General features: G+C 35.4%; 19 protein-coding genes. 13 read left to right on the forward strand and 6 right to left on the reverse strand.

Going from position 1 to position 21,349, the window contains the following annotated elements; all coding sequences use genetic code 11:
- Complete coding sequence (gene bamE / locus BQ5209_RS07155) at positions 1-423, reverse strand: outer membrane protein assembly factor BamE (protein WP_085247855.1); 423 nt, start codon at positions 421-423, stop codon at positions 1-3.
- Positions 424-630: 207 nt separating this feature from the next.
- Here bamE and bamJ point away from each other — a divergent pair, with 207 nt between their 5' ends.
- Positions 631-1,242 carry a BamJ family beta-barrel-assembly machinery protein gene (bamJ, locus tag BQ5209_RS07160; RefSeq protein WP_085247856.1) on the forward strand — a complete coding sequence of 204 codons (612 nt, stop codon included), beginning with the start codon at positions 631-633 and terminating at the stop codon, positions 1,240-1,242.
- A 41-nt stretch (positions 1,243-1,283) separates the two neighbouring features.
- On the opposite strand, the gene BQ5209_RS07165 is transcribed toward bamJ, so the two are convergent.
- On the reverse strand, positions 1,284-2,480 hold the full coding sequence (locus BQ5209_RS07165) for an MFS transporter (RefSeq protein ID WP_085247857.1): 1,197 nt from the start codon (positions 2,478-2,480) through the stop codon (positions 1,284-1,286).
- A 134-nt stretch (positions 2,481-2,614) separates the two neighbouring features.
- Between BQ5209_RS07165 and dapB the strand changes: the two genes are divergently transcribed.
- The 5 genes from dapB to tamB all read left to right on the forward strand — a co-directional run bounded on the left by dapB (position 2,615) and on the right by tamB (position 10,151).
- Complete coding sequence (dapB, locus tag BQ5209_RS07170; RefSeq protein ID WP_085247858.1) at positions 2,615-3,436, forward strand: 4-hydroxy-tetrahydrodipicolinate reductase; 822 nt, start codon at positions 2,615-2,617, stop codon at positions 3,434-3,436.
- Positions 3,437-3,443: 7 nt separating this feature from the next.
- The gene (gene tadA, locus BQ5209_RS07175) at positions 3,444-3,941 is read left to right on the forward strand and encodes a tRNA adenosine(34) deaminase TadA (protein ID WP_085247859.1); all 498 of its coding nucleotides are present in this window, start codon (positions 3,444-3,446) and stop codon (positions 3,939-3,941) included.
- A gap of 132 nt (positions 3,942-4,073) precedes the next feature.
- The gene (gene hpt / locus BQ5209_RS07180) at positions 4,074-4,613 is read left to right on the forward strand and encodes a hypoxanthine phosphoribosyltransferase (protein WP_085247860.1); all 540 of its coding nucleotides are present in this window, start codon (positions 4,074-4,076) and stop codon (positions 4,611-4,613) included.
- A 17-nt stretch (positions 4,614-4,630) separates the two neighbouring features.
- The gene (gene tamA / locus BQ5209_RS07185) at positions 4,631-6,346 is read left to right on the forward strand and encodes an autotransporter assembly complex protein TamA (RefSeq protein WP_244168457.1); all 1,716 of its coding nucleotides are present in this window, start codon (positions 4,631-4,633) and stop codon (positions 6,344-6,346) included.
- Between the two features lies 1 nt (position 6,347).
- The gene (gene tamB, locus BQ5209_RS07190; RefSeq protein ID WP_085247861.1) at positions 6,348-10,151 is read left to right on the forward strand and encodes an autotransporter assembly complex protein TamB; all 3,804 of its coding nucleotides are present in this window, start codon (positions 6,348-6,350) and stop codon (positions 10,149-10,151) included.
- A 351-nt stretch (positions 10,152-10,502) separates the two neighbouring features.
- Here tamB and mnmC2 read toward each other — a convergent pair whose 3' ends face one another.
- The gene (mnmC2, locus tag BQ5209_RS07195; protein ID WP_085247862.1) at positions 10,503-11,210 is read right to left on the reverse strand and encodes a tRNA (5-methylaminomethyl-2-thiouridine)(34)-methyltransferase MnmC2; all 708 of its coding nucleotides are present in this window, start codon (positions 11,208-11,210) and stop codon (positions 10,503-10,505) included.
- An 87-nt stretch (positions 11,211-11,297) separates the two neighbouring features.
- Between mnmC2 and BQ5209_RS07200 the strand changes: the two genes are divergently transcribed.
- From BQ5209_RS07200 to BQ5209_RS07225, 6 genes are all read left to right on the forward strand, one after another.
- The gene (locus BQ5209_RS07200) at positions 11,298-12,029 is read left to right on the forward strand and encodes a 1-acylglycerol-3-phosphate O-acyltransferase (protein WP_085247863.1); all 732 of its coding nucleotides are present in this window, start codon (positions 11,298-11,300) and stop codon (positions 12,027-12,029) included.
- A 3-nt stretch (positions 12,030-12,032) separates the two neighbouring features.
- Positions 12,033-12,812, forward strand: coding sequence for a methyltransferase domain-containing protein (locus BQ5209_RS07205; RefSeq protein WP_085247864.1), 780 nt, complete (start codon positions 12,033-12,035; stop codon positions 12,810-12,812).
- Positions 12,813-12,913: 101 nt separating this feature from the next.
- Positions 12,914-13,840, forward strand: coding sequence for an ADP-glyceromanno-heptose 6-epimerase (rfaD, locus tag BQ5209_RS07210; RefSeq protein WP_085247865.1), 927 nt, complete (start codon positions 12,914-12,916; stop codon positions 13,838-13,840).
- A gap of 15 nt (positions 13,841-13,855) precedes the next feature.
- Positions 13,856-14,905: an ADP-heptose--LPS heptosyltransferase RfaF gene (gene rfaF, locus BQ5209_RS07215; RefSeq protein ID WP_085247866.1), complete on the forward strand. Its 1,050-nt coding sequence runs from the start codon at positions 13,856-13,858 to the stop codon at positions 14,903-14,905.
- Positions 14,905-15,867: a lipopolysaccharide heptosyltransferase RfaC gene (gene rfaC / locus BQ5209_RS07220; RefSeq protein WP_085247867.1), complete on the forward strand. Its 963-nt coding sequence runs from the start codon at positions 14,905-14,907 to the stop codon at positions 15,865-15,867. Before rfaF ends, rfaC begins: the two co-directional genes overlap by 1 nt.
- A gap of 23 nt (positions 15,868-15,890) precedes the next feature.
- Positions 15,891-16,091, forward strand: a complete 201-nt coding sequence (locus BQ5209_RS07225; RefSeq protein WP_085247868.1) for a YaeP family protein — start codon at positions 15,891-15,893, stop codon at positions 16,089-16,091.
- Here the strand turns inward: BQ5209_RS07225 and BQ5209_RS07230 are convergent.
- From BQ5209_RS07230 to trmA, 3 genes are all read right to left on the reverse strand, one after another.
- Positions 16,084-17,496 (reverse strand): heavy metal sensor histidine kinase, encoded by a 1,413-nt coding sequence (locus BQ5209_RS07230; protein WP_085247869.1) that lies wholly within the window; start codon positions 17,494-17,496, stop codon positions 16,084-16,086. The two genes, BQ5209_RS07225 and BQ5209_RS07230, sit on opposite strands and share 8 nt — an antisense overlap.
- On the reverse strand, positions 17,474-18,160 hold the full coding sequence (locus BQ5209_RS07235) for a heavy metal response regulator transcription factor (RefSeq protein WP_085247870.1): 687 nt from the start codon (positions 18,158-18,160) through the stop codon (positions 17,474-17,476). Before BQ5209_RS07235 ends, BQ5209_RS07230 begins: the two co-directional genes overlap by 23 nt.
- Positions 18,161-18,521: 361 nt before the next feature.
- Complete coding sequence (trmA, locus tag BQ5209_RS07240) at positions 18,522-19,619, reverse strand: tRNA (uridine(54)-C5)-methyltransferase TrmA (protein WP_085247871.1); 1,098 nt, start codon at positions 19,617-19,619, stop codon at positions 18,522-18,524.
- Positions 19,620-19,990: 371 nt separating this feature from the next.
- Between trmA and srmB the strand changes: the two genes are divergently transcribed.
- Complete coding sequence (srmB, locus tag BQ5209_RS07245; protein WP_085247872.1) at positions 19,991-21,301, forward strand: ATP-dependent RNA helicase SrmB; 1,311 nt, start codon at positions 19,991-19,993, stop codon at positions 21,299-21,301.
- The last annotated feature ends 48 nt before the right edge of the window (positions 21,302-21,349 follow it).

Below are 21,349 nucleotides of genomic sequence, written 5' to 3' on the forward strand. Positions count from 1 at the left end.
TTAAGATTCAGAATCAGAGTTATTATTGGCAGATTCAACATCAATTGGATCGGAAATATCTTGTTTATTCATTTCCTCGAGTGATTTAGAACTGTCTAACGCTGAAGCTTTAATATCCTTTACTCTGCCCATCTCATCAAAATAGATAGCATAAGTTCTTTGACTAACAGCTTCATGCTGCGGTTGTTGACGGAAAACATAATACCAAATGTTATCACCCAAAACAGAAGTTAACATTGGTGAGCCCATAATAAATACAACCTGTTCTTTACTTTGACCTACTTTTAATAGATCAAGAGCATCTTGTGTCACATAATTACCTTGATTAATATCAGGTCTATATACCCAACGCTCAACAACCGAACAACCAGTTAATAAAACACTCGTTACAATTGCAAAGGCGGTAAATTTACGAAACAGCATCTAACTTTATCCATTAAAAAAATAATAGACTATATTATCGCTGATATTTTGCTTGAGTGCTAGCCAAATTGATAAATTCTTTAGCAATTAGCTAATAATCAAATTATCATCAAGTAATGATACGAATTATCACTTGACTTTTATCCTTGTATCCACCAACTTATTATAGTCATAATAGACGCTTTTTTTAAACAACTAAGGTACAAAATGAAACTAGAAACAATAGATCAAAAAGCAAGTTATGCTATTGGATTACAAATTGGGCAACAATTGAAAGATTCAGGCTTGAATAATTTAGAACTCAATGCGTTAAAACAAGCAATGGAAGATGTTTTAGCCGGTAACCCGCCAGCACTACCTTTACAAGAACTACATGATGCACTACGTCATGTACACGAACAAGCGACAAAAGAAAAGGCCAAACAAGCAGAAAAAATTGCTCAAGCAGGTAAAGATTTTCTTGCCAAAAACCTTGATAAAGATGGCATTAAATCGACTGAATCTGGTTTACAGTATGAAATCATCAAACAAGGTGATGGCGCTTTACCTAAAGCAACAGATCGCGTTCAAGTCCATTATACGGGTCAATTAATTGATGGCACAGTATTTGATAGCTCAGTAGAGCGTGGACAACCGGCTGAGTTTCCTGTCAATGGCGTAATTCAAGGCTGGGTTGAAGCACTACAACTGATGCCTACAGGTTCAAAATGGCGTTTATATATTCCTCAAGAGTTAGCCTATGGTGCTCAAGGTGCTGGTGCATCAATTCCACCATACAGTGCATTAATTTTTGATGTTGAATTATTAAAAGTTTTATAAGCAAGAATGGACGCGACTTGACGTCCATTTGTTTTAAACTATTATCGTTTAGGAAGAAGATAGGCGCTAAATGCCGCCAGTAACAATAAAATGCTCGCCGTGCCAAACGCAACTAAATGAGTGTGTAAATGATCGTAAGCCCATCCACCTAACCAGGAACCAATCATCGCACCAATTTGATGCCCCAAATAGGTTAATCCAGAAAGTAATCCCACAATTTTTACACCATAAATATCTGCTGTAATAGCCCCAGACATTGACAAAGCGCCAGCCCAAACCAAACCACCCACTGCTGCAACAGTAAAAAGCTGCCATTTAGTTGATGCTAAAACAAGAGCAATAAAACCTAAACCTCGTATTAAATAGACCATCATCAAAATGTTTTTTCGTTGCACTATATCAGATAGATAACCCAAAACTAAAGTACTAAAAATAGCGACTAAACCAATCAAACCAATACCATTAGAACTGGTGATAGGATCAAATCCATGATCGATAAGCATTGGGACACCGTGTGTTCCTAATAAATTCATACTAAAGCCACAGGTAAAAAGCCCAAAACTCAGTTGCCAAAATGGACGTGTTTTTAACACATCTATAAGTTTGATATTAGGCTCTATTTTTTGATTGATAACAGGCTCTATACTAGAATTTTCGATTTCAGATTGATTATCTTTCATAATAAACAAAGCAATAGGCAAGGCGATAATCATAAAAATCACTGAAAACGAAATTAGCGTTGTTTGCCATCCATAAATAGGAATGAAGAATGCAAAAACAGGTAACATCACCGCAATACCTGCCATACTTCCTGTTGATAAAATAAATAAGGCCAATCCTCTGCGTTTAATAAACCAACGCGCTACAATAGGCGTAAAGCTAACTGACCCCACAAAGGAGGTACCAAAAGATAATGCAATACCGAAAGATAGTAAAAAGCTCCAATAATCAGTTGAGTTAGCTGACCAAACTGTCGAGAGAATAATAATGATCGCACCTAATATTAAGACAAAACGAGTACTATACTTACCCACTAAATATCCCGCTATTGGCATTGCGATACCTGAAAAAAGCATGCCTATAGCAATAATGCCAGACAGGACGCTACGACTAAACCCAAGATCATTTGCAATAGGTAGGAAAAAAACACCCATACTCATTCTCAACCCACTAGAAAGCAAAGTGAGAAAAGATGCTGCAATAACGATATTCCAACCAAAATACCATGGAGATCGCATAATAACTCCTGATTATTTTTTATAGAAAACGGATCAAAAATTGTAGCATTTAAGTTTAGCTGATGTGTATAAGTTATTTATTTTCCGCTATAATATTTAATTATCTACATTCACAAAAAGTTAAGGAAAGTTATATGTCAACAAACATGATTCGTATTGCGATAACTGGCGCTGGTGGCAAAATGGGACGGCAACTTATCCAAGCTGTTTCGCAAATCGAAGGGGTTACCTTAGGTGCAGCATTTGAACGAGCAGGTTCATCATTAATTGGTAGCGATGCTGGTGAACTTGCAGGGATCGGTACTTGTGGCATTAAAGTCACCGATAATCTAGCACAAGCTAAAGACCAATTTGACGTACTGATCGATTTTACCCGACCTGAAGGCACCCTTGCACACTTAGCTTTTTGTGTTGAAAATAAAAAAATGATAATCATTGGCACAACTGGTTTTGATGATGCAGGTAAACAAGCTATTGCTGATGCAGCTAAAAACATTGCCATTGTATTTGCCGCAAACTTCAGTGTCGGTGTGAACTTAGTGCTGAAATTATTGGAAAAAGCCACCAAAATTATGGGCAGTTATACTGATATCGAAATTATTGAAGCGCATCACCGTCACAAGGTTGATGCGCCGTCTGGTACAGCATTAGCCATGGGTGAAGCAATAGCAGATGCACTTGATTGCAACTTAAAAGAGCGTGCAGTTTACTGTCGCGAAGGTCACACAGGGGAAAGACCACAAGGTGCTATCGGCTTTGCAACTATCCGAGCTGGGGACATAGTAGGAGAACATACCGCTATTTTTGCCGATATTGGTGAACGTGTTGAAATTAGTCATAAAGCATCCAGCCGTATGACATTCGCTAATGGTGCTGTACGAGCTTCACTCTGGCTTGCCAAACAACCTGTTGGTTTATACGACATGCGTGATGTCCTAAATCTCAATAATTTATAATTTGAAAATGTCAGATGAAATTTGGATGCGACATGCATTAATGCTTGCTAATCGTGCCGAATCGATAGGAGAGATCCCAGTCGGTGCGGTGATTGTTGATGAAAATAATCAAATTATTGGTGAAGGCTTTAATCAACCTATTAGTAAGCATAATCCCACTGCTCATGCCGAAATACTAGCTATTGAACAAGCGGGTAAATTTTTAAATAACTATCGCATAATTAATACAACCTTATATGTCACTCTTGAACCTTGTATTATGTGTGCTGGCGCTATTATTCATAGCCGTATTAAACGTGTAGTATATGGTGCAAATGATTACAAAACTGGCGCAGCAGGTTCTTTTATCGATATTCTTGCTCAGCAAGGCATCAACCATTATGCAGAAGTGACAGGCGGAGTACTAGCTAACGAATGTAGTACTATTTTGAGTGATTTTTTTAAAAAACGGCGTTTACAAAAAAAAGTGACTAAAAATTGTTGTCAAAAAGTTTCAGATAACTAGGTGTTTGAGTATAAAATACGAAAATCTATTCCCATGTTAGTTTAATAAAAAATGGGTTCGCTTATTCTTTTTATCAAGGAAAATTGCTAGAATCTAATTTAATTTTTTAAAAATTTAATTTGAGCATTATTAATGAAAAAACACACATTAGAAATGATGATATCTACTGATGATATCCAAAAGCGCGTGATTGAACTAGGTCAACAAATTAGTCAAGATTATCAACATAGCCAAAATGAACTTATTTTAGTTGGTCTTTTACGTGGCTCTTTCATTTTTATGGCCGATTTGAGCAGAGCAATTACCGTTGGACACGAGGTTGATTTTATGACAGCGTCAAGCTATGGTAATGCTGTTATTAGTAACCGTGATGTTAAAATATTAAAAGATTTAGACGAAGATATCCGTGATAAAGATGTATTGATTATCGAAGATATTATAGATACGGGTAATACACTTAGCAAAGTTATGGCTATTTTAAAATTACGCCATCCTCGTAGTATTGAAATTTGTACACTACTAGATAAACCTTCACGGCGTGAAGTGAATGTTCCAGTGAAATATATCGGATTTTCGATTCCTGACGAATTTGTCGTGGGTTATGGTATTGACTATGCTCAACACTACCGTCACTTACCTTATATTGGTCATGTCACTTTACTTGAATCTTAATATTATACGAGGTGTATGTGCCACGATTTTCCTTTTCATTAGGTTTTCTCTTAGTGCTGACAGCTACATCAAGTTATGCTGACATGAAGTTATCCATTAAGGGATTAGCTGGAGAACTTGCTGATAATGTTGAGGCGCGTACTTCATTAATCACACCGGACAAAGTTAGTGATACCCCAAATTTTAAACGTTATTTTGAAAGTGAAGCCCAAAAAGCACTGCGTGCATTAGGCTACTACTCCCCTACTTTTGAATATAACGCACAAAATCCTAAAGTGCTTGTTGTTAGTATATCACCTGGCGAACCCGTATTAGTTGAGCAGCTCAATGTCAATATTACTGGGGACGGACAAAAAGATCCCGATTTTGAATATTTGCTAAAAAATAATTTACCCAAAATTGGCGATGTGTTAAATCATGGTATTTATGAATCATTTAAGAAAAGCCTGCAAAATTTATCACTAAAAAAAGGTTACTTTGATGCCAATATGCCTAAACATCAGTTAGCTGTCTTGCTGTCTGAGCATCAGGCCTTTTGGAATATTGATTATACGACAGGTAAACGCTATCGATTCGGTAAAGTTACTTTTCATAATGCCAAAATCCGTGATGATTATTTAGCTAATATTGTGCCATTTAAAGAGGGTGAGGAATATACAGCTGAGCAGTTGTCATTATTAAATAGAAGTCTTACCTCAACAAACTGGTTTAATTCTGTGGTTGTTGTCCCTGATTTTCCGCATTTAACAGAAGATAAAGTACTTCCCATTGATGTGGAAACCTCTCCCCGCAAAAAAAATAATATGGATTTAGGATTAGGATTTTCAACTGATCACGGCGTGCACGGCAAAATTGGTTGGAATAAACCATGGCTCAATAGCCGAGGACAAAGTTTTCAAAGTAACTTATCGCTATCTTCACCAGAACAACTGGTCACTATGAGTTACAAAATTCCATTAAAAAAATCGCCTCTTGAGCAGTATTATACCATTCAAAGTGGTTATAAAAAAATTGACAACAATGATACCTACTCCCGTTCTTATACGTTCGGCACTTTACGCAACTGGGATAATTTTTATGGATGGCAAACAACACTAGGTTTCAATATGTTACGTGATGATTTTACCCAAGGTGATGCAAGTTTTAAAACATTTTTGTATTATCCTTCACTTAGCTTATCAAGAATCCGTTCTGATGGTGATTTATTAGCCATGTGGGGCGATTCCCAACGTTATTCTGTCGAAGCCGCTGGGGAATCATTAGGGTCAGATATTAATTTAGTACGCTTTCAAGCACAGCAAACTTGGATTCGCTCGCTACATAAGTCGCATCGATTTATTGCTCGTGGTAATTTCGGTATTATACAAGCGAGCAATTTTGATCGAGTTCCACCATCTTTTAGATTTTTTGCGGGTGGTGAGCGCAGTATCCGTGGTTATAGCTATCAGTCTATTTCACCTAAAGACAAAAAAGGTAAATTGAAAGGTGCCTCTAAACTGATCACCGGTTCACTTGAATATCAATATAATTTATCTGGATCATGGTGGGGAGCTGCGTTTGTAGATACAGGCGAGGCCATAGATAAAGTTGATACAACCAAATTTTATACAGGCACTGGGTTTGGCATTCGTTGGGCATCTCCTGTTGGACCAATAAAAATAGATTTGGCAACACCACTAAATACAAACACTGGATCTATTCACCTATACATTGGCCTAGGAAGCGAATTATAATATGACTAAAAATTCTATGAGAATTAAAAAAGTTAAAAAATTGAAACGGATATATAAATGGAAAAAACGCAGTATTGCCATTTTATCTGTTTTCATCTTTCTAATTGCCTTTGTTATTTTATTTATATATACCAGTTTAGGGGTCAGACTAACTACTTATGTTCTAAATAAATTTTTACCTGAGTTAAGAATAACTCAAGTTGAGGGAACCTTTCACAATCTGCATATCCACGGTCTTTCGCTCGAATTACCCGGTGTTAATGTTCAAGTCAATGATGCTTCACTGTCACTCGCTGGACTTTGTTTATTAAAAACCGAAGTATGTATTAGTCAATTTAAGGCTAATGGTGTAAAAGTTTCAATTAATACCGAACAAATAGATAGTTCACCTAGCCAAGCGCCTAGCACAGAAGAACGTTTTGAACTAAAAACGCCGTTACCTATAGATCTTAAAAATACTCACCTAGCCGATATAAAAGTCACGGTTGATGACATGCAATTTGGTATGTCAGACTTTACTGGTAAAGCAACGTGGGTTAATAATCAAATTCATGTTTATCCGTCTGTAGCAACAGATTTAAGCGCTATTTTTGCAGATAATAAAATAACCAATGCACCCGTTAAAACAACAGATGAGGATATCGCAATTAATGAAAAAATCACCGAAATTTTTAATCAACCACTGATTGACTCATTGCCTCAAGTTAATATCCCATTAGATATTAATGTGACAAGTTTAACGGGTAATAACTGGTTATTACATATAGGTGGGCAAGATTATCGATTCAATAACGTAGCTATTCAAACCAATATAGTAAATAGCCATATCATGGTAAAACAAGTCGATACGGATGTAACTACCCCTTATGCAAGAGGTCATGCTGCAGTCTCCGGAGAGATCACCTTACACGATGACTGGCCTGTGTTGGCATTAGTAAAAGCAAATACCAAACAAAACCAATTGGATGCACAGTTTTCAGGCAAATTGCTCGGAGAGTTGTTAACTAACATAAACCTTGATGGTTCAAATCAAATGGTGATCAATGGACACATCAATTTTATTGAAAAATTCTTACCTGTAATGATGCAACTTGAAGGAAAGCATATCCAATGGCCAATGGAAGGGCAAGCGCAATATGAATTAAATGATTTTGATGCATCAATAAATGGTAACGTGCAGCAGTATCAAATGTCTGCTAAAGGTCATATAAAAGGAGAAGAATTAGCCAACACTATGTTTGATATTGCCGGTACAGGCACCAATCAAGGTGCAATAATCGACCATGGCATAATTAAATTACCTCAAGGTGAAATTAATATAGCAGGAACTGCAAATTGGCAACAAGCCCTGCAATGGGATACTGACATAAAACTCAATAATATTGATATTACTAAAGAGTTGCCAACCTATCCGATTCGATTAAACGGACATTTGAAAACAAAAGGCATGCTAGACGGCGATAAATGGGCGTTTAATATATCGGATCTACAATTAAAAGGTAATGTTAATCATGCTGATTTTTTAGCATCAGGTAACGTATTTATTGATTCCAAAAATATAGCCACTGCGAATGACTTTACGATTAAATGGGGTAAAAATCAGATCGATTTAAATGGCTCAACACAACAGGGCAATTTACTTGTGAAATTAAATCTCGAATCATTATCGTTATTAGTTGATCATATGCAAGGATCAATTGTGGGAAATATAAAACTCAATAGCACACCTGATAATGCAAGCATAGATACCAATTTAACTATTAATTCACTCTCTTTTGACACAATAAAAGTCGGCAAAGCTAATCTTGTTGGCAAAGTTGAATATAAAAAACAAGTAAGTGGGAATATCAAGCTAACCGGTCAATCAATCGAACTTCCAAGCCAAACTATCCAAAAAGTAAACATTGATCTGTCTGGTAGTGAAAACCAGCATACTTTAACAGTTAATATTGATGGTGAACCTGCATCATTAAAGACTTCATTAACAGGACAGCTAGATAAAGATCGAACAAAATGGCTCGGAAGCATTTCACATGCCATGCTGAATTTAGGCAGTAACAACAATTGGCAACTCGCTAAATCTGTAGAGTTATCTTATGATGTGAATAACCAAATTCCAACCATTAATTCTCATTGTTGGATAAATGGAAAGTCAACTATTTGCCTTGATAAACAATTTTCGCTAACTAAAAACACCGATACAAGTATTACTTTAAAAGAGATTAATCTATCTAAACTACCAATACCTAACGATGGTGAAACCAAACTCGCTGGTAATGTAAATGGTAAAGTAATCATCCAATTTAAAAATGACAGTAGCATACCATCAATAAAAGTGAATATAATAAGTCATGATGTTTATATTCAACAAATGGTTACCTCGCAGTCGTTGCCACTGCCTTTCGAACTGTTCAAGATTGATGCAGAATTTAGTGAACAACAAGCGAAATTAGATTGGAATTTTGGTCTAAATAAATTAGGAAAAATCAGCGGAAATCTGGTTATAACTGATCCAATTGATCAAAAAAAAATAAGTGGTCAATTAAATATCGAACATTTGGCATTAGCAATTATTAATCCGTTATTAGATAGCAAAGATTATGCCAAAGGTGCCATTAATGGTAAGGTTAAATTTTCTGGATCACTAAATGACCCGTTGCTCATAGGTAATATTAACTTACAAAATAGTGAAATAAAATCTAGCCAATTACCGATTGATGTTAAATCAGCTAAGTTTGATCTCAATTTCACTGGTAAATCATCTACTTTAAAAGGAATTTTAACCACGCAATCTGGCAATGTTAATATTAATGGTAATGCGAGCTGGAATACTTTTGATAAATGGCAAGCTTCATTGACAGTTAATGGCGCCGCCATGGAAGTTTCAGTACCGCCAATGATTGTTATGAGCATTATCCCTGATATCAAAATCAATGCAACACCTGATGAATTAACATTATTAGGCAAAGTGAACATTCCAAAAGGTAAAATAACGGTTGAATCACTTCCATCATCAAGTATTGATGTATCACCTGATGAAGTAATGCTCGATATGAATCGAAAAGAGATTAAACCACAAAAATTCGGCATGAAGATTTTTAGTCATCTTGAAATTGCTATTGGTGATAAAGTTATTGTCGATGCATTTGGATTAAAAGCTTCGCTTAAAGGTAACTTGATTGCGACACAAACTAATAAAGGTCTTGATTTGCATGGTGAGGTTTTGATTCCAACAGGCCGATTCCATGCCTATGGACAAGATTTGATTATTCATAAAGGCATAATTACATTTTCAGGTTCAACTGATCAAGCTATGCTCGACATTGAAGCAATCCGTAATCCTGAATCCATGGAAAATAGTAATATTATGGCGGGAATTCGTGTTACTGGATCATCTGAGTCCCCGAAAATTGAAGTGTTTTCAGACCCAGCTATGTCACAACAAGAAGCGCTGTCATACTTAATTCGAGGAGAAGGACTTGATAGCGCTGAACAAGGTGATAGCGACATGATGACAGCCCTACTAGTTGGTATTGGCACAGCGAAAACAGGTAAATATATTGGCGATATTGGTAACGTATTTGGTATCAAAAATCTAACGCTTGATACGCAAGGTGCAGGTAACAACTCTAAAGTTGTGGTAAGTGGTTACATATTACCAAACTTACAACTCAAATATGGTGTAGGTATATTTGATTCACTTGCCACTTTTACTTTGCGTTATCGCCTAATGCCTAGCCTCTATTTAGATGCAACATCAAGCTTAGCGCAAACATTGGATCTAATTTATCAGTTTGATTTTTAGCATTACCTCATTTAGATTCTCATCAGGCAGAATCTAAATGGGATAATAATCCAACACCAACGGAAAGAATTAAAGACTGCTTACGGACACTTTAATTAAATATATAATGTTAGCCCTTTAAGCAGTGAAATAGTGCTATCTTGATTCATTTTTGCTTGATATTATATAAGTACATAATTTCACTAAAAACAAAAAATCAAATAAAATAAATGGTTTTTCTGACGATTTTATTGATTAATATGTTATATCAATTAACTTATCAGTTTTAGAAAATTACCTAATAGTAGGAATTACTCATGTTGTTTATCGTAATTTGAGAAACGACTGTAACAAATATACATAAAGGCATACTCACTTATAGCCAACTAACATTTCACGTTTTGCGCCAAACCCTTTTCGTTTTTCAACGGTAAATCCGGCACTCATTAAATGACGACGAACAAAACTAGCAGCCGTAAAAGTCGCAAAACTACCGCCTGGGGCTGTTAGGCTAAAACAATTGTTAAATAAACATTCTGACCACATATCAGGATTTTTTGCCGGTGAAAAACCATCAAAAAACCAAGCATCAATCAATACACTTTTCTTAACTAAAAAATCTGAAAAATGACTAATATCATCATAGCATATTGTCAAACTAACGTTATCGAATTGGCAAGTAGAATCAATCAAACTAGCCTGAAGTTGTTTTGCTAACGAAAATAACGTTGCATTTTTAGAAACCACATTATCATGTATCTTTATTAGTTCATCTAAAGATAATGGATACTTTTCGACACTGAAAAAAGCAAGATGTTTCAGTATATGATTTGGATGCTCACTTCTAAAATTTAAAAACGTTTGCCATAAAATTAAAAAACTTAAACCTGAACCAAAACCTGTTTCGCCAATGATAAATGTATCTTGCTTATGATCTAAAAAACGCTGACATAAATTATTACCGTCAATAAACACGTATCTTGTTTCGTCAATAGCGCCTTCGGTATTAAAATATACATCATCAAAATGAACAGAAACAGGCGTCTTATTTTCATTCCAAATAATCGTCGATTTATGCATGAATATCCCTTAACAACAGTATTTGACAAACTGTATATTAGTTTAGATTATGTATATAATACGCCAAGTTAACTTATGAGGTAAAATATGGTATTTCTGTTCCGCTTAATTAGTGTTGTTATAATTGGTATTGTCGTTTGTGTATTGGGCACCCTCTTTTGTTTATTCAACCCAAGAAATCCTAAAAATGTAGCAAGATTTGCACATATATTTAGTTTTTTATTTAAACCAATATTGGGCGTAAAAGTTGATACACGTCTCTCCCCTAATATTAGCAAAATGGGGAGCTGTGTCTACATTGCAAATCATCAAGATAACTACGATGTAATTATAGCTGGAGATGTTGTACAACCTAAAACAGTCACCGTCGGTAAAAAAAGTCTGGCTTGGATTCCATTTTTTGGGCAACTTTATTACCTTACCGGCAATATTCTTATTGATCGCAACAATAAATCAAAAGCTCACGATACAATTGGACAAGTTGTTAATGAAATCAAAAAACGCGGCATATCTATTTGGATATTTCCTGAAGGTACTCGTAGCCGTGGACGTGGATTGTTACCCTTTAAAACGGGCGCATTTAAAGCCGCAATTGCAGCTGGTGTACCCATTGTGCCAATTTGTGTATCGCAAACCAACGATATCAAATTAAATCGTCTAAATAATGGGTATGTTATTATTGAAATGCTAGAGCCTATTGAAACAAAGAATTTAGGCAAAGAAGATGCTAGGGCTTTAAAGGAGCTATGCTATAACCAAATGGCAGCTAAAATAGCGCAAATAAATGATGAAGCAAAACAGTTAAACAAACAAAAATAACTCATGAATAAACAAGATCGTAATTTTGATGACATCAGCAATAAGTTTGCACAAAATATCTATGGCACAACTAAAGGAAAAATTCGTGAAGCGGTAGTATGGCAAGAATTAGAAAAAATTTTAGCTAACTATCCATATGATAAATCGTTAAATATTCTAGATGCAGGTGGAGGTCAAGGTCAAATTGCTTGCAGACTTGCCAAGCTTGGACACCAAGTAACACTTTGTGATATCTCAGAACAGATGCTAGACCTAGCAAAACAAAAGGCTCAAGCAGAAAAGGTAAATATAAATTGCCTTTGCAGCTCTATCCAACTACTTGATAGCTTAATTAACCAAAAGTTTGATTTAGTTATTTGCCATGCGGTATTAGAATGGGTAGCAGAACCAATTGAATTAATAACATCATTAAAAAAACATCTCAAATCCGATGGTTATTTATCGTTAATGTTTTATAATTATCATGCGCTTTTATTTAAAACTGTCACATTAGGCAATTTTGGTTACACGCAATCAGGTTTAGCTAAACGCAAAAAGAAAACACTTTCTCCCGATTTTCCAAGAGTTCCAACCGACGTATATCACTGGCTTACACAACTGGATTTTACTATCTTACAAAAAACAGGGATTCGCATTTTTCATGATTATCTTACCAATAAATCCAAAGCGGAAACTCACTTTGAACAGTTATTAGAACTTGAGCAAACATATTGCCAAACTGAACCTTATCTTAATTTAGCAAGATATATATTAGTTACTGCAAAAAATAAAATAAATTCGTAAATAAATCCGCTCTCACTCATGCTTTTTTAAATGATTACTCGAAAATTTTGCTATAAATCGGTATTATAAGCAGATTAATTTTTTGGTTAAGGAAAATAAGCATGATTGTTGTAACAGGCGGTGCCGGATTTATAGGTAGTAATATTGTTAAAGGTTTGAATGATCTTGGGCACAAAGACATTTTAGTTGTCGATGATTTAACGGATGGCACTAAATTTGCCAATTTGGCTGATCTAGATATTGCCGATTATATGGATAAAGACGAATTTATCTCTGCCGCCATCTCAGGGGAAGATATGGATATTGAAGCCGTATTTCATCAAGGTGCTTGCTCGTCAACCACAGAATGGGATGGTAAATTTATGATGGAAAACAATTATGACTATTCAAAGGACTTATTGCATTATTGTTTAGACTTCAACATTCCATTTTTATATGCATCATCAGCTGCGACGTATGGCGGACGCAGTGATAACTTTATTGAAGATCGTACTTACGAAAAACCTTTAAATGTTTATGGTTATTCTAAATTCTTATTTGACCAATACGTAAGACAACTATTACCCCAAGCTAACTCACCAGTTTGCGGATTCCGTTATTTTAATGTCTATGGCCCCCGCGAATCGCACAAAGGCAGCATGGCAAGTGTTGCATTTCATTTAAATGAACAGATTAACAAAGGTGAAAAACCGAAGCTGTTTGCTGGCAGTGAGAATTTTAAGCGTGACTTTATTTATGTTGGTGATGTCGTTGCGGTCAATTTGTGGTTCTGGAAAAACAAAATCTCGGGCATTTATAACTGTGGAACAGGTCGAGCAGAATCCTTTCAAGCCGTTGCTGATGCAGTACTTAACTACCATAAAAAAGGCGAAATTGATTATATTCCTTTCCCTGATCATCTAAAAGGACGCTATCAAAGCTATACCCAAGCTGATCTGACTAAATTTAGACAAACAACATGTTCAATCGAATTTAAAACCGTTGCAGAAGGCACTGCTGAATATATGAAATGGCTAAATGAACAATAAAACGGAATTAATTAAATGAAAACACTCATTATTGGTCCTTCATGGGTTGGCGATATGATGATGTCGCAAAGTCTGTATCGTACATTAAAACAACTTGATTCTAATAACCAAATTGATGTTTTAGCACCTGCTTGGTGTCGAGCGCTGTTAAATAAAATGCCAGAAGTGAATCAAGCAATTGCAATGCCATTAGGGCATGGTGAGTTTGCTTTAGCAAAACGTCACGAAATAGGAAAATCACTACGTGATAGCCATTATGATCAAGCAATTGTTTTACCTAACTCATTTAAATCCGCATTAATCCCATTTTTTGCAAAAGTATCTAAACGCACAGGTTGGAAAGGCGAAATGCGTTATGGATTATTAAATGATATACGAAAACTTGATAAGCAGGCTTTTCCGCTAATGGTTGAACGCTATGTTGCACTTGCTTATCCTAAAGATCAAATTCACTCGGCATCGGACTTACCACAGCCTCTGTTATGGCCTAAACTCAATGTTGAACAAGATGAAATAACGCAAGCACTTTCAACTTTTACAATTGCACAAGATAAACCATTAATTGGCTTTTGCCCAGGTGCTGAATTTGGCCCAGCAAAACGTTGGCCAGATTATCATTACGCAGCTCTTGCCGATATGCTAGTTCAACAACATGCTAAAATTATTATTTTTGGTTCCGTAAAAGATCGCAACGTTGGTGAACAGATTATTGCAAAAATGACACATGGCGATCAATGTATTAACTTAGCTGGACAAACCCAATTAGAACAAGCAGTGAGTTTAATTGCCGCTTGTAAAGCGATTGTTACTAATGATTCCGGATTAATGCATGTTGCTGCTGCATTAGATAGACCACTGGTGGCACTTTATGGACCAAGTAGCCCTGATTTCACACCACCATTATCAAATAAAGCCGAAGTTATTCGTCTAATTACTGGCTACCAACGTGTGCGCCAGGGGGATGCTGAACAGGGCTATCATCAAAGCTTAATTGATATTAAACCTGATAACGTATTTGAAACATTAATGAAACTCATTATGCGTTGTGAAAAGAGTAATGGATAATGCGTGTACTAGTTGTTAAAACATCATCCATGGGGGATGTACTTCATACTTTACCAGCATTAACTGATGCTGCCAACAACTTAGCAAATATAACTTTTGATTGGGTAGTAGAAGAAAATTTTACCCAAATACCCAGTTGGCACTATGCAGTAAATAAAGTTATCCCCGTTGCAATAAGACGCTGGCGAAAAAGCTGGTTTTCCAAAACAACTCGCCAAGAACATCATGAGTTTATTCAGACCTTAAGACAACAACAATATGATGTGATTATTGATGCGCAAGGACTTATTAAAAGTGCATTTCTTATTACTCGTAAGGCTCAAGGCATTAAGCACGGTTTGGATCGAAAAAGCATCAAAGAGCCCATTGCCAGTTGGTTTTATGATGTAAAACACAATGTACCCAAACAGATGCATGCCATTGAGCGCATTAGATTACTATTTGCGCAAAGCCTACAGTACAAGTTACCTAATTCAATGGGTGATTATGCCATTGCGCGTCACTTTTTATCTTCACTACCTAGTGATAATCAGCAGTATCTGATTTTTTTACACGCAACAACACGCGATGAAAAACATTGGAGTGAAGACGCTTGGCGAAAATTAATTAAATTAATTGAACCAACTGGATTAAAAATAAAATTACCTTGGGGAGCCCCACATGAACAAGCACGCGCAATTCGCCTAGCTCAAGGATTTAAACATGTCGAAGTACTCCCCAAATGTCCACTTTCTGACATAGCAACCATTATTGCTGGAGCAAAAGCGGTTGTTTCGGTTGATACAGGACTAAGTCACCTAACTGCTGCATTAGATCGTCCCAATATTACTTTATTTGGCAAAACTGATCCTAAACTAATCGGAGGATATGGAAAAAATCAATTCAGCATTATCTCAAATGAAAAAAGTATGCAAACCATTCAAGTCGAACAAGTTTATCAACAATTAGCTAACTTTTTATAAATTAATCAAAAGGAAAGTATGCAATGAATAAATATAGCGAACTTATTTGCGAAAAATACGCACAAATTGGCAGTAATGATCTGGGTTATATTGAAGATGCCTTAGGGGCTGTCATGCAAGTGTTGGACGATATTGTTCGTAACGAACACGTACCACAAGAACTAAAAGATAAAGCTGCTTATGCAGCAGCTAATTTATTGATCAGCGATTTTGATGTTAAATAGCCGTTGGTAAATTAATAATAAATCTCGTAGATTGCTCATCGGATTGAGCATAAATTGAGCCTTTATGCGTTTCAACAATGGATTTTACGATCGCAAGCCCTATGCCTGTACCAGAACTATCATTACCATTACGGTGGCGTGATTCATCAACCCGATAAAACCGATCAAAAAGATGTGGTAAATGTTTACTATCAATTTTTTTACCCGGATTAGCAATAATGATCCTAATGCGTTTTTCACTAACTTGACTTAAAGTTATAGTGATAATTTGGTTTTCTGGTGTATAACGAATCGCATTGGATAAAATATTACTAATTGCTCGCCCTAACATAATTTTATCCCCTTGAATATGGGAACAGTTACCTTCAAGGTTAAAGATGATATTTTTCTCATCAGTAAGTGGTTCAAAATACTCACACATCATTGTGATCATATTATGTAAATCAATATCAATTAAATTGGGTACCAATTGACGATTATCTGCTTGCGCTAAAAATAGCATGTCAGAAATCATCTGCGACATTTTTTCGTATTCCTCTAAATTAGAATATAAAATCTCGCGATACTCATTTGTCGATCGAGCATTACTCAGCACAATTTGCGTTTGTGTTGTCAGATTAGTAATGGGGGTTCGCATTTCATGAGCAATATCGGCAGTAAAATTACGTTGACGTTGAAACACATCTTCCATTCGATTAAGCATATCATTAAATGCTTTCACTAAGCTGACGTATTTAATAGGCACTAAAGAAGTAGGAATTCGGTAATTCAAACTTTTAAGATTAATTTTCTCGATCTTTTTAATCAATCGATTAATTGGTTTTTGGGTAAAATAGATACTAATAAAAGAGCCAATTAATGCCAAAATACAAGCAATACCAATGAGTAATCCTAAACCATCGTGTAGTCGCTGAATAAATTCAAGATATAAATCACGCCCAACAGCAGCTATGGTAGTATATTGTTTTCCATTTTCAATAACTACGCGTGATACCGCAACTCGATACGACGCTTTATCTTGATTCCAAATATCAGTGTTATGATTTTTAATCATAGTTTCAAAATCAATCTGAGTTTTAGCAACTGCTAAATTTGGTCCACGAGTTCGATAGACAATTTTACCTGCATCATCGATGATATAAATAAATAAACGATGGTGCCCAGTTAAAATTAATAACAAATTTTGAATAAATTCGTCACGATTATCGTCTGGAGAATAATAGACAAGTTCACGTTCAATAGAGTCAATAACCGAATTCAGTTCAGACACATTTTGTTGAATTGAGAATTTTTCAAAAGAACGTTCAATTAAAAAACTGAAACAGTAAAGCAAGCCGCAGGTTAATAAACAAACAATAAGAGGCAAACGAAACGAGATTAATTTATTCGGCTTCATCCAAGACATCTAATTTATATCCCATTCCGCGTACTGTGTGAATTAATTTTGGTTCAAAACCGGCATCTATTTTATTACGTAATCGTCGAATGGCAACATCAATCACATTAGTATCACTATCAAAATTCATATCCCAAACTTGAGAAGCAATTAACGAACGAGGTAATACTTCACCAGGATAACGTAAAAAATACTCTAATAATAAAAACTCTTTATTGGTTAAATCTATACGCTTATCCCCACGTATCACCATCCGTTTAGGTAAATCCATCACCAGATCAGCAATGCTCAATTGTGAATTATTGACCTGAGGAACGTTACGTCGAAGCATAGATTTAACTCGCGCTAACAATTCAGCAAACGAAAAAGGTTTTACTAGATAATCATCTGCACCTAAGTTAAGACCTTTTACTTTATCTTCTACACTACCCATTGCAGTAAGTAACATAATTTGGGTATCTTTACCTGCTTCACGAAGCGACTGAACAATTTTCCAACCAACAATATCTGGCAACATGACATCTAAAATGATTAAATCATAATCTTCAGTCATGGCTCGATGATAACCATCAAGACCATTGTTTGTTAGATCAACAACAAATCCAGATTCAACTAGCCCTTGGCGTAAATACTCACCTGTTTTTTGCTCATCTTCAACTACTAACAATTTCATATTTAATACTTCCTTTGCTATTTGTTTGGTTGTCGAAATTGCATAATACCTCTATAGAATAAGTGATGGACAGCAAACCAATCATGATACCTTGATGACCATTTTGTAATGTTAATGTCATCAATAAGTTGGTTTTTATTTGCTATAGTAGCTACACAATGATTCATGAAGCTAGACATTATTGTTTCATTGTTTTATTTCCTTTCATCCATTCCTTGCAATTTAATGCAACCCTAGTTATCTAGGGTTTTTTTTATTATAAATCTATATAAGTTTACATATATATTTGAAACAATAAGTTGTTAGATATAAATATGAATATATTTTAGCAAAAATATCCTATATTGAATATCATATCCTATTACTTTTTATACAATACAACACCCGTTTCGATATGTTCGGTATAAGGAAATTGATCAAACATAGCAAAATGTTGGATTGAATGAGTCTTAGTCAGCAGCTGCAAATTGTCGCGCAGTGTATAAGGATTACATGAAATATAAATAATGGTTTTATAGGATTTTAATATATCAATAGTATTTAAATCCAATCCCCCACGTGGTGGATCAACAAGTACCGTATCACACTGATAATCATCCAAATTAATTCCTTTTAGACGATTAAACTCGCGTTCTTTTTTTATTGCGCAGGTAAATTCTTCGGCCGATAACCGTATAATAATAAGATTATCAACGCTATTAACAGCAATATTATGCTGAGCTGAATAAACCGATGCTTTGGCTATTTCAGTTGCCAATACTTTGCGGAAGTTTTGTGCCAGTGCGATTGAAAAGTTACCATTGCCACAGTAAAACTCAAGTAAATCGCCTGACGAGTTCTTCGTGACTGAGACAGCCCACTGTAGCATTTTAATATTTACCTCAGCATTAGGTTGGGTAAAACTGTTTTCGACTTGACGATAAATAAACGTCTTATCCATTACTGGCAAAACTTCATCAACATAATCAACATCAATTGCAATTTTTTGATTACTAGCGCGCCCTATAATATTGGCAACTATGCCCTGCTCAGCTAATTGCAATTTTAATTTTTTTGCTTCAATGATCCATTCTTCACTTAATTTTTTGTGATACAAAAGCGTAATTAATAACTGACCACTTAACGTCGAAAAATAATCGATTTGAAACAATAAATGACGAAGTAACTGATTATGTCGTAACAAAGGCAAAATAGCTTGCATAGCTTGATTAATGCGTTTAGTTGCGATAGGAAATTCATCAATCCGTATCCGCTTTTTTGACTGTTTATCATACATAATATGATAAAGGTCTTCACCATCATGCCAGATTCTAAACTCAACACGCATACGATAATGGCTAATAGGCGATGAATATACTGCTAATTCGGGAAGTGTAAAGTCTGATAATATTGCTTTTAAATTATCTACTTTTTTTGCTAATTGTTGATTATAGTTATCATTCGAAAAATATTCAGTCATAGTCATTATCTGATGGTTATTCAAGAAGTATCATTCAATATCGAATTGAAAATCAGCTATAAAAAGGCTCTCATTATACGAGTTTAGTAATTTAAGATCAGCTATATTACATAGAATTATTATGTGTATCATCAATTCGCAACTAATTTTATCACAAACAACCAATGATGATAAGTTTTGCTAAAATAAAGCATCTAGTTTTTTGGCATAAGGCATGCAAACTGCCTTGACATCATAACAACTAATCTACAACTCAGTACCCTATACAGAACAAATAAAATACAATACGTTTTTATTTGCAGTTATTAAAGATTGTAGTTATAACGATTGTCGTTATAATGTGTTTTATAATTTTAGATAAAAAGATAACTATGACAGCACACACTTTTTCTGATTTAGAATTAGATGATATTTTAATTCACAATCTTCAAATTCAAAATATAAATACCCCAACAGTAATTCAAGCACAAACCATTCCCGTTGCTTTAGATGGCAAAGATATTTTAGGTTCAGCACCAACAGGTACGGGTAAAACACTGGCTTTTTTAATCCCTGCCGTACAACACTTATTGGACTTCCCACGTCGTAAACCTGGTCCCCCACGCATTTTGATATTAACACCAACACGTGAGCTTGCTATGCAAATTGCCGAACAAGCCAAATTATTAACAGAATCGACACATTTAAGCATTGCAACTATTACCGGCGGTGTTGCATATATGAATCACGCCGAAGTATTTAGCAAAAATCAAGATATTGTTATTGCCACAACCGGACGTTTATTACAGTATATAAAAGAAGAGAATTTTGATTGTCGAGCGGTTGAAATGTTGATTTTAGATGAAGCGGATCGCATGCTAGACATGGGCTTTTCGCAAGATGTTGAAACCATATCAGCCGAAACTCGCTGGCGTAAGCAAACCTTATTATTCTCAGCTACACTTGAAGGCGAAGGACTACATAATTTTGCCAGTCGAATTTTGAATGCACCAATCGAAATCAACGCCGACCCATCGCGTAAAGAACGCAAAAAGATCTTACAATTTTATTATCGTGCTGACGATCTAACTCATAAAGTAGCACTGCTTACTCACTTGTTAAAACAAGAAGAATTTAAAAAAACAATTGTATTTGTTCGTAAACGTGAACGTGTGCACGAATTAGTTAGTCTGCTGCATCAAGCTGGCATACATAGTTGCTACTTAGAAGGCGAAATGGTACAAGCAAAACGCAACGAAGCAATCAAAAGAATCAGTAATAATACAGTTAATGTATTGATTGCAACCGATGTTGCTGCGCGTGGAATTGATATTGATGATATCTCCCATGTTATTAACTTTGATGCCCCAAAAACCGCCGATGTTTACTTGCACCGCATTGGGCGCACAGCTCGCGCTGGGAAAAAAGGCACTGCAATAACACTAGTCGAAGCACATGATAACGAATTACTGCAAAAAATTGAGCGTTACATTCAAGAACCGATCAAATTAAGAACAATTGACGAATTGCGTCCTAAAACGAAAGCGCCAAAACCAGCAACTAAGAAAAAGCCTTCACAAAAGGCAAAATTAAAAAACGCCAACAAAAAAGAAGATATCAAAAAGAAAAAAGTAAAGCAACGCCATCGTGATACTAAAAATAAAGGCAAACCGAAAAGATCAATTACTAATTCCAAACAATAGTTAGGCATTTAATAGCTAAAACTTATGATATCGATTGTTCATAACAAC

The sequence above is a fragment of the Gilliamella mensalis genome (assembly GCF_900103085.1).
GTDB classification, from domain to species: Bacteria; Pseudomonadota; Gammaproteobacteria; order Enterobacterales; family Orbaceae; genus Gilliamella; species Gilliamella mensalis.

Coding starts and splice junctions, on each gene's coding strand:
- hpt (WP_085247860.1), top strand. CDS start 4,074: ATGAAAAAACACACATTAGAAATGATGATATCTACTGATGATATCCAA.
- BQ5209_RS07230 (WP_085247869.1), bottom strand. CDS start 17,496: ATGTCTTGGATGAAGCCGAATAAATTAATCTCGTTTCGTTTGCCTCTT.
- bamE (WP_085247855.1), bottom strand. CDS start 423: ATGCTGTTTCGTAAATTTACCGCCTTTGCAATTGTAACGAGTGTTTTA.
- BQ5209_RS07225 (WP_085247868.1), top strand. CDS start 15,891: ATGAATAAATATAGCGAACTTATTTGCGAAAAATACGCACAAATTGGC.
- BQ5209_RS07200 (WP_085247863.1), top strand. CDS start 11,298: ATGGTATTTCTGTTCCGCTTAATTAGTGTTGTTATAATTGGTATTGTC.
- bamJ (WP_085247856.1), top strand. CDS start 631: ATGAAACTAGAAACAATAGATCAAAAAGCAAGTTATGCTATTGGATTA.
- BQ5209_RS07205 (WP_085247864.1), top strand. CDS start 12,033: ATGAATAAACAAGATCGTAATTTTGATGACATCAGCAATAAGTTTGCA.
- mnmC2 (WP_085247862.1), bottom strand. CDS start 11,210: ATGCATAAATCGACGATTATTTGGAATGAAAATAAGACGCCTGTTTCT.
- rfaF (WP_085247866.1), top strand. CDS start 13,856: ATGAAAACACTCATTATTGGTCCTTCATGGGTTGGCGATATGATGATG.
- tamB (WP_085247861.1), top strand. CDS start 6,348: ATGACTAAAAATTCTATGAGAATTAAAAAAGTTAAAAAATTGAAACGG.
- tadA (WP_085247859.1), top strand. CDS start 3,444: ATGTCAGATGAAATTTGGATGCGACATGCATTAATGCTTGCTAATCGT.
- rfaD (WP_085247865.1), top strand. CDS start 12,914: ATGATTGTTGTAACAGGCGGTGCCGGATTTATAGGTAGTAATATTGTT.
- rfaC (WP_085247867.1), top strand. CDS start 14,905: ATGCGTGTACTAGTTGTTAAAACATCATCCATGGGGGATGTACTTCAT.
- BQ5209_RS07165 (WP_085247857.1), bottom strand. CDS start 2,480: ATGCGATCTCCATGGTATTTTGGTTGGAATATCGTTATTGCAGCATCT.
- BQ5209_RS07235 (WP_085247870.1), bottom strand. CDS start 18,160: ATGAAATTGTTAGTAGTTGAAGATGAGCAAAAAACAGGTGAGTATTTA.
- dapB (WP_085247858.1), top strand. CDS start 2,615: ATGTCAACAAACATGATTCGTATTGCGATAACTGGCGCTGGTGGCAAA.
- srmB (WP_085247872.1), top strand. CDS start 19,991: ATGACAGCACACACTTTTTCTGATTTAGAATTAGATGATATTTTAATT.
- trmA (WP_085247871.1), bottom strand. CDS start 19,619: ATGACTGAATATTTTTCGAATGATAACTATAATCAACAATTAGCAAAA.